At 60.6% G+C, this 13,643-nt stretch carries 9 protein-coding genes; 2 read left to right on the top strand and 7 right to left on the bottom strand.

Annotated features, from left to right (window positions below):
• Positions 1–11: 11 nt before the first annotated feature.
• The 3 genes from BMY54_RS08200 to BMY54_RS08210 all read right to left on the bottom strand — a co-directional run bounded on the left by BMY54_RS08200 (position 12) and on the right by BMY54_RS08210 (position 2,225).
• Positions 12–1,595 (bottom strand): alkaline phosphatase D family protein, encoded by a 1,584-nt coding sequence (locus BMY54_RS08200; RefSeq protein ID WP_139213390.1) that lies wholly within the window; start codon positions 1,593–1,595, stop codon positions 12–14.
• Between the two features lie 61 nt (positions 1,596–1,656).
• Entirely contained in the window at positions 1,657–1,854 is a 198-nt protein-coding gene (locus tag BMY54_RS08205; protein ID WP_093430734.1) for a helix-turn-helix transcriptional regulator, read from the bottom strand.
• Positions 1,851–2,225 carry a hypothetical protein gene (locus tag BMY54_RS08210; RefSeq protein ID WP_093430735.1) on the bottom strand — a complete coding sequence of 125 codons (375 nt, stop codon included), beginning with the start codon at positions 2,223–2,225 and terminating at the stop codon, positions 1,851–1,853. The genes BMY54_RS08205 and BMY54_RS08210 overlap by 4 nt, the downstream gene beginning before the upstream one ends.
• 221 nt (positions 2,226–2,446) lie before the next feature.
• Between BMY54_RS08210 and BMY54_RS08215 the strand changes: the two genes are divergently transcribed.
• A complete protein-coding gene (locus BMY54_RS08215; protein ID WP_093430736.1) occupies positions 2,447–2,944 on the top strand; it encodes a cupredoxin domain-containing protein in 498 nt (165 codons plus the stop codon).
• Positions 2,945–3,024: 80 nt separating this feature from the next.
• Here BMY54_RS08215 and BMY54_RS08220 read toward each other — a convergent pair whose 3' ends face one another.
• The 4 genes from BMY54_RS08220 to BMY54_RS08235 all read right to left on the bottom strand — a co-directional run bounded on the left by BMY54_RS08220 (position 3,025) and on the right by BMY54_RS08235 (position 6,488).
• On the bottom strand, positions 3,025–3,504 hold the full coding sequence (locus tag BMY54_RS08220; protein ID WP_093430737.1) for a copper chaperone PCu(A)C: 480 nt from the start codon (positions 3,502–3,504) through the stop codon (positions 3,025–3,027).
• The gene (locus BMY54_RS08225) at positions 3,504–4,109 is read right to left on the bottom strand and encodes an SCO family protein (protein ID WP_007915980.1); all 606 of its coding nucleotides are present in this window, start codon (positions 4,107–4,109) and stop codon (positions 3,504–3,506) included. The genes BMY54_RS08220 and BMY54_RS08225 overlap by 1 nt, the downstream gene beginning before the upstream one ends.
• A gap of 156 nt (positions 4,110–4,265) precedes the next feature.
• Positions 4,266–5,660, bottom strand: coding sequence for an efflux transporter outer membrane subunit (locus tag BMY54_RS08230; RefSeq protein ID WP_093430738.1), 1,395 nt, complete (start codon positions 5,658–5,660; stop codon positions 4,266–4,268).
• 33 nt (positions 5,661–5,693) lie between these two features.
• Positions 5,694–6,488: a helix-turn-helix transcriptional regulator gene (locus tag BMY54_RS08235; protein WP_093430739.1), complete on the bottom strand. Its 795-nt coding sequence runs from the start codon at positions 6,486–6,488 to the stop codon at positions 5,694–5,696.
• Positions 6,489–6,974: 486 nt separating this feature from the next.
• Between BMY54_RS08235 and BMY54_RS08240 the strand changes: the two genes are divergently transcribed.
• Entirely contained in the window at positions 6,975–13,385 is a 6,411-nt protein-coding gene (locus tag BMY54_RS08240) for a non-ribosomal peptide synthetase (protein ID WP_093430740.1), read from the top strand.
• Positions 13,386–13,643 lie beyond the last annotated feature (258 nt).

The raw sequence follows: 13,643 nt of genomic DNA on the forward strand, positions 1-13,643 counted from the left end.
ATTTCCGGAACTCAACCGGCAGGCTCGATCAGTCGCGTAATGGGGTGATCGTGCCCCTCGACGTGCCATTTCACCCACAACCGATTGCGCCCGTCGGAACTTTTGTCTGGCTCGATGGACAGCCAGTTACGACTGGCAATCAGGCAATTTCCGTCGTATCCAATGGCTTGCATCTCGGCAGTAAGGTCGGTGTCGATCTTTTCCCGGGTACCGGTGATCGTTTCCAGGCTTCTGATCGTCAGCACAGGCAGAGGAGGATGGACGATGCCGGTTGAAATCAACTGATGGATGACTTCTGCACCATTGTCGATATGCCGGGGGTTGGCCGAACGAATGACGCTGGCGGCCGCTACATGCACATCCCCGGAGACAATGGTGACTTTGCATTTCGCCAACTTGGCGAAATCGAGCAATCCATTGATCAGTTGCTTGCGCTCGTTTTTGTGCGGCTGATGGCGCCAGTGGTCGCGGAAATCATCCTCCGGTCCGATCTCTCCCGGAATCCATCCGATCAGGGCCTCAAGCAGCGCAAGGTTGACGAACGATACTGGAACGCTGGATATGAACAGTAGGTGTGAAGGTTTGCTGGCCGTCAGGCTTTTGATCCAGGTAAACATCTGCGAGATGCTTTTTTGCGACATGATTTGCGTGGGCTGTTTGAGCTGGCCGTTTCTGCCCTTGATGTCGGGTGCACGTTCAGACCTGAGGTCGGGAACGACAATGGCGAGGCCGCCGAGGCCCTCAAAAGCGAAGGTATGCCCCTGACGAGTGATCGCTCCCGGGCGGCTCTCGGTTTCGTCAACCTGTAATTGGTAGAGACGAAAGTAATAGCTGGCAATACGGAACAGCCCTTGGTGTACGGGGCTTTCATGCAGGGCCTGGGGATAGGAACCCCAACCGTCGATGATGTCGTGATCGTCCCACATCATTAGGGTCGGAACGCAACTGAGCATGTTCAGTATCTGTGGTCTGGCCCAGTATCGCGGGTAAACACTGGCGAAAAACTCGTCTGCCTGAACTTCCATTTCTTCAGTCCACAGAGTGTCATCACGATTCCAGGAGAACTGTTTGTACCATTCATTCAAGGGGCCTTGAGTCTGTAACAGTTCATCGCTGTAAATCTGATCGCCTCCCATGACCAACAGATGGTACTCGGCTTGCTTGTGGGTCTGCGCGAGATGACTCCAGCGTTCGGCATAGCGATCTGCCAGCGAATTCAGGTATTTGACGTCCGACACACCGTTGCACGAGGTGTAAGCGATGCGGGGAGCCTGATCCAGAGGCGGGACGTGAAATGAGCCCGACACATCTCCCAAGTCATAGTCGATCTTCAACTGCGTTTTACTTTGCTGGATCTGCATGTCCAGTCGCCAGACGGCCATGCGCGGTTTGATCAAAGGAATCCGGGCAATCCGTTTGATCGTCGGATTGTGTGCCTGCGCGACCTGCGTAGTGGGTGCCGGTGCGTTGAGGTCTTGCACCAGCAGGGCAGATACACAGTATTTCTGATTCTGAATACCGCGAAAGCTCAAAACCGGGCCAAAGGGACTCATGTTGTCGTCCTCGCTGACAATAGAAAAACGGATGCCACGCAATGCCGTGGTGTCTCCGAGCGTAGTCCGTTTTTGCAAGTAGCGAGGACGCGAGGGGAGCGTTTCAGTTCATGCCATCATCAAAAATGCTTTCGATTGATAACTCGAACGCCCGAGCAATCTGAAAGGCCAGTGGCAGGCTCGGGTCGTAGCGTTCGTTTTCAATCGCGTTGATCGTCTGACGCGACACGCTCAGGCGTTCAGCCAGATCGACCTGCGACCATTTGCGCTCGGCGCGCAATTCCTTGAGGCGGTTTTTCATTGGTAGCGGCGTCGCGCAATGTGCAGACCGACAATCCACATCAGCCCCATCACCGGCCACACACACGTCCACGGAATGTGCGGAGCGCCGACGTTTTCCAGAAAACCGTAGCTGAAGGTCAGCAGTGCCGAGGCGGCGAAGGCAAAACCCAACGCCTCAAACTGGATGCGCAGATGCATCTCGTCCATGCGCCGCATGTTGCGCACGATCGCCCAGCACATCAGTCCCGCCGGAATGACCGGCGTCACTGCGACGGCCGAGCGCAGCACGATGGGGGCGTCCATCAGATATTGCGAGGCAACCAATGAGGCTGTCAGCACCAGCATGTAGATGATTAATGCTGCGCCCAATTCGAGGTAGTACCGGTTCATTCTTCACTTCCTATGTAAAAGACCCTTTACATGGTCGCCGAAGATTTATCCGATGTAAAGCACGCTTTCCATCACGCTGGTCGCCTCGAACATGCTGGTGTCGGAGCAGTTGCAGCGTAGGGGCACGCGTTCTGGACAGCGTAATAACCACTCAGTAGCATTCGAACTCAACGGATTATCCCTTCGCACGTCGTCCGACGTGCAACGCTCAAGGAATCGACATGCGCGAGACCCCCAATGACCCACAACGAACCGTCGTGACCTTGGTCAACGGCGAGATTCACCATGAAACCCATATCAGTTTCAGCTCCATGTCGCTCGTCGATGGCGAAATTCGGGTGCATCGTGCTGAAGGCAATCAGCTAGACATTCCGGTGGCCGGGGCGGACTTCGCTTGGCGCATTGATCTGGATGGGGTGCACAGAGTACCGGTGACGCAGGCAGCGGTTGAACCGGTTGAACCGGTGCGTGCCGATGACAGCTTGAAGTTGTTCACCTCGAAAAACGTGTGGATCACCCTCGGGCTGTGGTTCTTCGTCAGTTCGGTTTTCGGTTGGCTGGGGATTGTGGCGGCAGGCGGATATCTCGGTTACCAGTGGCGTGAGGTGGAAAAGCGCAAGGGACAGTTGGCCAAGGCACCCGTAGATAAGGCCGTGCCCCGTTCCGGCTCGGGAATGTCACGGGAAAGTGTGCGCAAGGCATTGGCCCGCAGGCGTTAATGCGGCGCCCATCAAAGACAAAAAAAGGGGCGGCCTGATTATCGATCAGGCCGCCCCTTTTTTATTGCCGCTCAGTCAGATCAGTGCATTTTGCTGTGATCGTGACCTTCCATGTTGGTCAGCGCACGAACCGGTGCCTTCACTTCGATGGTTTCTTTTTCGCCCTTGGCGTTTTCCACGGTCAGGGTCAGCGGTACGCTTTCGCCTTCTTTGAGCTGACCGTTCAGGCCCATCAGCATCACGTGATAGCCGTTCGGATCAAGCTTGACGGCTTTGCCGGCCGGCAGCTCGACGAACTTCACCGGGCCCATGCTCATGACGTCATTCTTCATGGTCATTTCATGGATCTGCACGTCCTTGGCCGCTGGCGTCGCGACGCTGAGCAACTTGCTGTCACTGTCGGCGGTGAGGGTCATGAACGCGCCGCTGGCGGACTGGGTCGGCACGGTGGCACGGACCCAGGCGTCGTCGACTTTGGTCTGCGCGGACACCTGGAACGCCAGGCCCAGCAGAGACAGACCGATGACAGCGCGTTTGATGTGGTTCAGAACAGGTTGCATCAGCAAACCTCCATAACAGTAAGCAAATCTTCCGTGCATTGTTCTGCCGAAAGCGAGGTGGACAGACCCAGGCGCAAGCCGCCGTTGGAGTCGTAAACGTAACTGGTGGCAGTGTGCGAGATGGTATAGGTGTCGCCGGCCGGGACTTTCTCGTAGAACACGTCGAATTCCTTGGCGGTGGCCGCGGTTTCCTCGAGTGTGCCGTACAGCGCAACGAACGTCGGGTCGAAGGCCTTCATGTAGGCGTCGAGGATTTCCGGGGTATCGCGCTCGGGATCGAGGGTGATGAAGATCACCTGCAAACGATCGCCATCGGCGCCCATCAGTTTCTTGATTTTCGCCGCGCGGGCGAGGGTGGTCGGGCAGACTGCCGGGCACTGGGTGAAGCCGAAGAAGACCATCGGCATCATGCCGCGAAAGCTCGACAGCGTCATGGTTTCGCCATCGGTGTTCTTCAGTTTGAAGGTGCGCCCCATGATCTTGTTACTCAGATCCTTGCCGTACTTGTACGACAGTTGGCCGCGGGTGTCGCAGCCGGCGAGCAGGCCGAGCCCGAGTACGCCCATTCCCGCAAGCACCTTGCGGCGAGTCAACAAAGCCGTCATCTAATACCGCCTTTTGCAGCCCGTCAGTCAGCAGGACTGGCGGGGGGTTAACCGTAAAAGCGGCGCATGATACCAAACTGCAGGCAGAGCCCGGCCACGGATCGCCGCACGGCAGAGGATCGCGCGACAAAAGGTGTAAGAAAAAGTGACTACAGCTTACTGCACGCTTGATTCAGCGGCGCTCCAGCCCCCGCCCAGCGCGGTGTAAAGGTTGACCTCGGCGACCAGTTGCGCGAGGCGATCGGTGATCAGGCCTTGCTGCGAACTGAACAGCGAACGCTGCGCATCGAGGAACGTCAGGCTGCTGTCGACGCCATTCTGATAACGGTTTTGCGCCAGGTTGTAGTAAGTCTGTGTGGCCGCGACCAGATCGCGCTGCGCCTGCAATTGCTGCTGATAAGTGCTGCGCGCAGCGAGGCCGTCGGCGACTTCCTGGAACGCGGTTTGAATCGATTTTTCGTATTCGGCCACCGCCACATCTTTCTGCAATTTCGAATAATCCAGGCTGGCGCGCAGGCTGCCGGCATTGAAAATCGGCAGGCTGATCTGCGGCTGAAAGGTCCAGGCGCCAGAGCCACCGCCGAACAGCCCGGACAGATCGCGGCTCGACGTCCCGGCATTCGCCGTCAGGCTGACACTGGGAAAAAACGCCGCCCGTGCCGCACCGATATTGGCGTTGGCTGCTTTCAGTTTGTACTCCGCCTGAAGGATGTCCGGACGCCGTTGCAGCAGATCCGAGGGCAGGCCGGCGGGCAGTTGCCGCACCAGCTCGCTGGCCAGTGGGCGGGCGGGCAGTGACTCGGGCACGGGCGCGCCGACCAGCAAGGTCAGGCTGTTCAAGTCCTGGGCGACCTGACGCTGATAGCGCGCCAGATTGGCCCGGGAACTGTCGACGCTGGTCTTCGCCTGCGCCTGCTCCAGCGCTGACGATTTGCCGGCCTCACGGTTGCGGGTGGTCAGGTGCAGGCTCTGTTCATCGGCAGCAAGGGTGTCGCGGGTCAGCTCCAGCAGCTCCTGATCGGCGCGCCAGGTCAGGTAGGCGTTGGCGACGTTGGCCACCAGACTCAGCTCGGCACTGCGCCGCGCTTCTTCAGTCGCAAGCCAGGTTTGCAAGGCCTCCTCGCTGAGGCTGCGCACGCGACCGAAGAAGTCCAGCTCATAAGCGCTGATGCCGAGGTTGACCGAGTACGTCGAATTGATCGGCGCTTTGCCTTGGGTCACGCTCGGCGGCATGCGCTGGCGCAATTCATTGGCATTGGCCGACACCGCCGGCAGCAGGTCGGCGCGCTGGATGCGGTATTGCGCCTGAAAGGCTTCGACGTTGAGTGCCGCCACGCGCAGGTCGCGGTTGTTGACCAGCGCGCTTTCGATCAGTTGTAGCAGCGCCGGATCGGTGAACAGCGTGCGCCAGTCCTCGGCGCTCGTGGCTGGCTGCGTTGCTGTCGGATACTGCGCGGCGGTGGGGGAAGCGGGGCGCTGATACTCGGGAATCAATGAACAACCGCCCATCAGCACCGCGATGGACAGCAGGGAAAGTCGCAACGTCAACATCGAACTGCCTCATGCATTTAGAGAGCTTTGTGCTCAGGCGCCGGCCATCCATTTCGCCAGGCCATGGCGGCCACTGACGCCGAGTTTGGCGGTGGCGCGTTTCAGGTACGTCTCGATCGAGCTGTTTTTGACCCGCAGCTTTTCCGCCATTTGCGGCACGGTGCCGCCGGTCAACAGGCCCAGGCAGACTTCTTTCTCGCGCACCGACAGGGCGATGTCGCTTAATGCCAGGCGCTCATCGAACACCTGCGCCAGCGGCGCCTGATCCAGCTCGGCCAACGGTTGGCGCGGTTGCCGGGCGAGGATTTGCCGACTGATCTGCGCGTGACGTTCGATCAGCGGCAGCAGGGTGTCGGACAGGCTCTTGAGAAACGACAGCTCCGGCAGGGAAAACACCCGTTGGGTATGCGGTCGGTAAAACGAAATCACGCAACGGCGGTTGGACGTACGCGAAACCAGATTGCATTGATGCGCACTGTGTTGCGGATGGCGCGGCTGGAGCGAGGCTTTCAGTTGAATCAGCAGCGAGTCGTTCATCTCGATCATCTTCTGCAGCAGCGGATGATCGTCGGGGCTCTCCAGCAGATCGGGCGCGGCACAGGTCTGCGTCAAACCGGCGCTGCCCAACGGCTTGATGTCGACCACGCTGGCCTGACGTTCATCCAGCGTCCACTCACTCAGATCCACGCGGTTGACCGGCACCAAGGTGTCGACCAACTGGAACATGTTCGTGGCGAAGTGATCATCGCCGGTGCTGGCAATCAACTCACCCAGTTGCCAGTAGAAGTGTGGGTTTTCCATATTACGAATGCTGCCGGTCAGATTCATATCCTTCATCCTTGGTTCAGAGCCATCACTGAATCGTCTGCCGTCTCTGTAAAAGCCGCCCACGCAGTCATTTCTCCTTGAACATGATCTGGAGCGGGATTTAAGCCTATGGATTTGTCCTACGTCTGTAGGGGAAAACAGGGACACAAAGTGCCACTATTTCTGAATATTGGCGCCGGGGTTCTGACGCTGTTAAACGCCGGCGTAGCGGCGAGAGTGACTGTTCAGTCACGCTCAAGCCCCGGAAAACCTGGCGAAGGGGAATTCTGATCGGCAGCGCTCGGGTAAATGGCGGCGCTGCTATGTGGTTTTTTTCCTACAAGCTTTTCAGTATTTCCTCTCCGAACTTTTCGACAGTGCCTACGGTAAACACGCCCACAAGGTCAGACAGGGGTGTACGAGCCTGGTGGTTGTCCGGGTTTCAGGTGTCATGTCGGCGCCGGGGCCGATGCTTGAATACCGGCAAAATTTCATGAGATGGATCTTATGCAGCCTACTTCTGCCAACGTGGCGGACGATGTGTCCGTGCCTGTCGAGACATTTGCGCTGACTGCCGCCCAACGGGATATCTGGCTGGACCAACTGAGCCGCGGCGATTCGCCGCTGTACAACATTGGCGGTTACGTCGAACTGACCGGGCCGCTGGATCCGGCGTTGCTGCAATCGGCGCTTGAGTCTCTGGTGGCAGCGAATGATGCCTTGCGCATTGTGCTGCTCGCGGACGTGGGTCACGACGGACTGCCGTTGCAAGGGTTTGCGCCGGCACTGCCGGTGGCCATGCCGCTGTTTGATCTCAGCGGCCAAGCCGATCCGCAGTCGGCGGCCCGGGCGCTGGTTGAAGCACAGATGGCGCAGGCTTTCGTGTTGAGCGGGCAGGCGTTGTTCCGCTTCAGTCTGATTCGCCTCGATCGCCATCGTCACTGGCTGGCAGCCCAGGCCCATCACTTGATCATCGATGGCTGGGCGTTCGCGTTGCTGTTCAAGTCGGTGGGCGAGATCTACAGCACGTTGTGCCGTGGCGAGCATCCGCGCAGGGCGGCACCGTCCTATGTCGGCTTTATCGAAGAAGACGCGCGCTACCATCAGTCACCTCGCTATGAGCGCGATCAACGTTACTGGCTGGACAAGTACCGTAGCTTGCCCGAGCCCTTGTTGACGCCCCGTCATCGCGAATTCCTTGATGTTGAAGCAGCGCCAAGTCGCATCCACGTCGAGGCTTTTCCAGCCGTGCTGCACGAGCGCATGAAAGACACTGCGCGGCACCTCGGCGGTTCGGCCTTTCATGTATTGCTCGCGGCGCTGCATGTGTATTTCAGTCGTACCGCCCAACGTGACGAGTGGGTGGTCGGTCTGCCGATTCTCAATCGCTCCGGTGCCCGCTTCAAAAGCACCTTGGGCTTGTTCACCCAGGTCAGTGCAATGCGCATGGGCTTCGGTCGAACGTTGTCATTCGCTGGATTGATCAAGGCGATCGGCGCTGACCTGAAGCAGGATTTCCGCCATCAACGCTACCCGCTGAGCGAGATGAACCGCGCGCTGGGGCTGTTGCGTGAAGATCGTGCGCAACTGTTCGAGCTGTCGCTGTCCTACGAGCAGGACGACCATGACTACCGTTACGGTGAGGCGTCGGGACACTCGGTAAAGGTCTCCAACCAGCACGAGGCGACTCCGCTGGCCATTCACCTGCGCAGCAACCGTTACACCGACAAAGCCTGGCTGCATCTGGTGTACTCGCCAGCCTATTTCACGGCTGACGAGATCGCGGCGTTGACCGAGCGCTTGCTGCTGATTCTGCAGCAAGGTCTGGAATGCCCGGCGCTGGCGATCGCCGATTTCAACCTCAATAGCCCGGCAGAACTGGCCCTGTTCAATGAGTGGAACGACACCCGGGTCAGTTATCCGCAAGGCCGACTGATTCATCAGCGCTTCGAATCGCGAGTGGCCGAAGAGCCGGACGCTGTGGTCGCGACGTATCAGGGGCGAACCCTGAGTTATGCCGATCTGAATCGGCAAGCCAATGCGTTCGCCCACCATCTGATCGGCCTCGGCGTGCTTCCTGACGATCGTGTGGCAATCGTTGCCCGCCGCGGCCTGGACACGCTGGTCGGGTTGCTGGCGATTCTCAAGGCTGGCGCTGCTTATGTGCCGATTGATCCGGCGCATCCGCCCGAGCGCCTGAGTTATCTGCTCAGCGACAGTGCGCCGGTGGCGCTGCTGACGCAAAGCGATCTGCGTGAGCGTCTGCCCGCCACAACGCTGCCGGTGATCGAGCTGGATCGGCGCCAGTGGCCGCTCGACAACTTGACCGATCCCGTCGTGACGGGGTTGAACACCCGCCACCTCGCCTATGTGATTTACACCTCCGGCTCCACCGGTTTGCCCAAAGGCGTGATGGTCGAGCACCGCACGCTGGGCAATCTGGTCGACTGGCACTGTTCGGCGTTTGGACTTGGCCCCGGGCAGCACACCTCAAGCCTCGCCGGCTTCGGGTTTGACGCGATGGCCTGGGAGGTGTGGCCGGCGCTGTGTGCCGGGGCGACGCTGCATCTTGCGCCCGCGAGCGAAGGCAGCGAAGACATCGATGCGCTGCTCGCCTGGTGGCGGGCGCAGCCGCTGGACGTCAGCTTTCTGCCGACGCCGATTGCCGAATACGCCTTCAGCCAACAGGCCGATCATCCGACCTTGCGCACCTTGCTGATCGGCGGCGATCGTCTGCGCCAGTTCAACCGCGCGCAGTCGTTCGCGGTGGTCAACAACTACGGCCCGACCGAGGCCACGGTGGTCGCCACGTCGGGGTTGATCACCCCGGGGCAGGCGTTGCACATCGGCAAACCCGTCAGCAATGCCACGACTTATCTGCTCGATGATCAGCAGCGTCCGGTGCCGATCGGCATCATTGGCGAACTGTATGTCGGCGGCGCCGGGGTTGCCCGGGGTTATCTGAATCGTCCGGACCTGACCGCCGAACGCTTTCTCGACGACCCGTTCAGTGCGCAGCCTGATGCGCGCATTTACCGTACCGGCGACCTCGCGCGGTGGCGTGCCGACGGCAATCTTGAGTACATCGGTCGCAACGATGACCAGGTGAAAGTTCGTGGGGTGCGTGTCGAGCTGGGCGAAATCGAAGCCGCACTGGCCAGCCATGACGCGGTGCAGGAAGCCGTGGTGCTGGTGCGCGACGGTCAATTGTTGGCATGGTTCACCGGGCGCGAAGCGCTGGACATCCAGCTACTGCATGCGCACCTGACATCGCGTTTGCCAGCCGCCATGCTGCCGGCCGCCTACATTCAATTGGCGAGTTTGCCGCTGACGGCCAACGGCAAGCTCGATCGCCAGGCGTTGCCGGCGCCGGGGCCGGACGCGTTGATCCGTCGTCAATACGAGGCGCCACAAGGTGACGTCGAAATCGCCTTGGCGCAGATCTGGGCCGAGGTCCTGCAGGTCGACCGGGTAGGGCGTCACGACCATTTCTTTGAGCTGGGCGGCCACTCTTTGCTCGCCGTAGGCCTGATCGAACGCATGCGCCAGATTGGCATGAGCAGCGATGTTCGCGTGCTGTTCAATCAACCGACACTGGCGGCGTTAGCGGCGGCAGAGGGCAGCGGCCGCGAAGTCGAGGTGCCGGCTAACCGCATTGCGCCCGATTGCACGTACATCACGCCGGACCTGTTGCCATTGGTGCAACTGGATCAGGCGATGATCGAACGCATCGTCGCGACCGTGCCGGGCGGTGCCGCCAATGTGCAGGACATCTACCCGTTGGCCCCGTTGCAGGAAGGCATTCTCTATCACCACATCACCGCTGCGCAGGGCGATCCGTATTTGCTGCAATCGCTGCTGGCGTTCGACAGCCTCGAGCGGGTCGAGGCCTTTGCCGCTGCGCTGCGTCAGGTCATGGCGCGGCACGACATCCTGCGTACGGCGGTGGTTTGGGAAGGGCTGACGTCACCGGTTCAGGTCGTTTGGCGCGAGGCGATTTTGCCGGTGCAGGAGGTTGAATTTGATCCTGCCCGTGGCGCGATCATCGATCAATTGCACGAGCGTTTCGACGCGCGGCGTTATCGCCTCGATGTCAGTCAGGCGCCGCTGCTGCGCCTGATGTATGCCCGTGATCCCGCGCACAATCGGGTGGTCGGCATCTTGTTGTTCCATCACCTGGCGATGGATCACATTGCGCTGGAGGCGATGCGCGAAGAAATCCACGCCAGCCTGTCCGGGCACTCGGAGACGCTGGCGCCGCCAGTACCGTATCGCAACTACGTGGCGCAGACGCGACTGGGCGTCAGTGAGCAGGAGCATGAAGCGTTCTTCCGGCAGATGCTCGGCGACATCGACGAGCCGACCTTGCCGTTCGCTTTGCAGAACGTGCAGGGCGACGGCAGCAACATCGAAGAAGCCGAGCAGGCGCTGGCCAGCGATCTGTATCAGCGCCTGCAGCAGCAGGCACGCCTGGCGGGCGTGAGCATCGCCAGCCTGATCCACCTCGCCTGGGCGCAAGTGTTGGCGGCGACCTCCGCGCAGCAAAGTGTCGTATTTGGCACGGTGTTGATGGGCCGCATGCAGGGTGGCGCGGGTGCCGACCGGGCGCTCGGGGTGTTCATCAACACCTTGCCGCTGCGGGTCGATGTCGGCGAGGGTGCGCGCGCAGCGCTGAAGTCCACCCATGCGCGCCTGAGCGCGTTGCTTGCCCATGAACACGCTTCGTTGGCGCTGGCCCAGCGTTGCAGCGGCGTTGCTGCGCCGGCGCCGCTGTTCAGCGCCTTGCTCAACTATCGGCACAGCGATGATGTCGGGCAAAAAACCTCCCGGCAAACCTGGCAGGGCATCGAGACCCTGGCTAACGAGGAGCGGACCAATTATCCGTTTACCCTGAGTGTCGATGACCTCGGCACAGGCTTGCGTCTGACCACCCGAACCCTGTCGAGCATCGGTGCGCAGCGGATATGCAGTTATGTGCAGTCAGCGCTGAGCGTGTTGGTCGAAGCGCTGGAGAACACGCCGCAGCGGCCGCTGAATAGCCTGCCGTTGTTACCGCAGGAGGAACTGCAACGGCTGCTGATCGAGTTCAACGATACGGCAGTCGACTGCCCGCTGGATCAGCCACTTCAGGCGCTGTTTGAACAACAGGTGCAGCGCAAGCCGCATGCCATCGCCGTGCAGTTCGCCGAGCAACGCCTGAGCTATCGCGAGTTGAACGAGCAGGCCAACCGCCTGGCCCATCATCTGCGCGGGCTCGGCGTGCAACCGGATTCGCGGGTCGCGATCTGCGTCGAGCGCGGGCCGGAACTGGTGATCGGTCTGTTGGGCATTCTCAAGGCCGGCGGTGCTTATGTGCCGCTCGATCCCGATTATCCGCAGCAACGGCTGAACTACATGTTGCAGGACAGCGCCCCGGTCGCGCTGCTGGTGCATGCCGCAACGCGTGATTTGCTCGGCGAACCCGGCGTGCCACTGATCAATCTCGACCTCGGCGTCTGGCAGGACCAACCGCACGAGAATCTGCAGGTGCCCGGTCTCGGTGCGACGAATCTGGCCTACATGATCTACACCTCCGGCTCCACGGGCACGCCGAAAGGCGTGATGATCGAGCACCGCAGCGCGTGCAACATGGTGCATTGGGGTTCGCAGTTGTCGCCGCCGACTGAACACGGTGCGTTGCTGCAAAAGGCGCCGTACAGTTTCGACAGTTCGGTGTGGGAGATCTTCTGGCCACTGTGCTCGGGCATGCGCCTGGTGCTGGCGCGGGCCGATGGCAATCGCGATTCGGCGTATGTCACGCAAGTGATCCGTGAGCAGAACATCACCGTGGTCAAGTTTGTGCCGGCCTTGTTGCAGCAGTTCATTGAACAGGACGATGTCAGCCAGTGCACCAGCCTGACCGACGTGCTCAACGGTGGCGGCGAGTTGACCGTTGCGCTGGCCCGGCAAGTGCGCGAACGCCTGCCGTGGGTGCGCCTGCACAACGTTTACGGGCCGACCGAAACCACGGTCGATAGCAGTGGCTGGACGCTGCAACCCGGCGAACCGGTGCCGCAGACACTGGTGCCGATCGGCAAGGCCCTGAGCAACACGCGGCTATACGTCCTCGATGCCTTTGATCAGCCTGTGCCGTTTGGCGTCAGTGGGCATTTGCACATTGGCGGAGTGGGCGTGGCGCGGGGCTATCTGGGACTGCCGCAATTGCAGGCCGAACGCTTTATCGACAGTCCGTTCGTACCTGGTGATCGCTTGTATCGCACCGGTGATCTGGTGCGTTACGGCGCCGATGGCAACCTCGAATTCCTCGGTCGCAACGACTTTCAGGTCAAGCTGCGCGGAGTGCGCCTTGAGCTGGGCGAGATTGAAGCGCGCCTGCTGGAACACCCGGCCATCCGCGAGGCGGTGGTGCTGGTACGCGATGAGCGACTGGTGGCTTATTACACCCTGCGCGCCGAACTGGCTGCACCGACGCTGGAAGCATTGCGAGCGCATGTGTTGGCGCAGTTGCCGGAGTTCATGGTGCCTGGCGCCTACGTGAGGCTGGCGGCGTTGCCGTTGACGCCGAACGACAAAATCGACCGCAAGGCGTTGCCGGAACCGGGGGCGGAGGCGCTGCTCAGTCGTCCTTACGAGGCCCCCGCAGGCGACGTGGAAACCGCGTTGGCGCAGATCTGGGCGCAGGTGCTCAAGGTCGAGCAGGTGGGCCGGCACGACAACTTCTTCGAGCTGGGCGGGCATTCGTTGCTGGCGGTCAGTCTGGTCGCGCGCATGCGTCTGGCCGGTCTGCATGTCGACGCGCGCACGCTGTTCAGCCAGCCGACACTGGCGGCGCTGGCGGCACAGACCTCGCGGCAGGCCAAGCAGGTCGAAATCGCCCAGACCACCATCCCGAGCCTCAACCGCAAACGCCGGCTCTGACGGACCGGACACAAAACCTGTGGGAGCGAGCTTGCTCGCGAAAGCGCTGGATCAGTCAATGTTGCTGGTGACTGATACACCGCCTTCGCGAGCAAGCTCGCTCCCACAGGGGACTTGCGGTGCTCGCGCCGGCGGCTTGTCCCCGCTTCCCATGTCAGACACCCACGCCCCGATGTTTTAGTTTTTCCAGGCTGCGCGCTGCCTGCATGGACTCGCTGCTGCGCGCTCTTTTTTTTCGTATTTACAGCAGGTTACCTC

This window comes from Pseudomonas sp. ok266 (assembly GCF_900110195.1).
GTDB classification, from domain to species: domain Bacteria; phylum Pseudomonadota; class Gammaproteobacteria; order Pseudomonadales; family Pseudomonadaceae; genus Aquipseudomonas; species Aquipseudomonas neuropathica.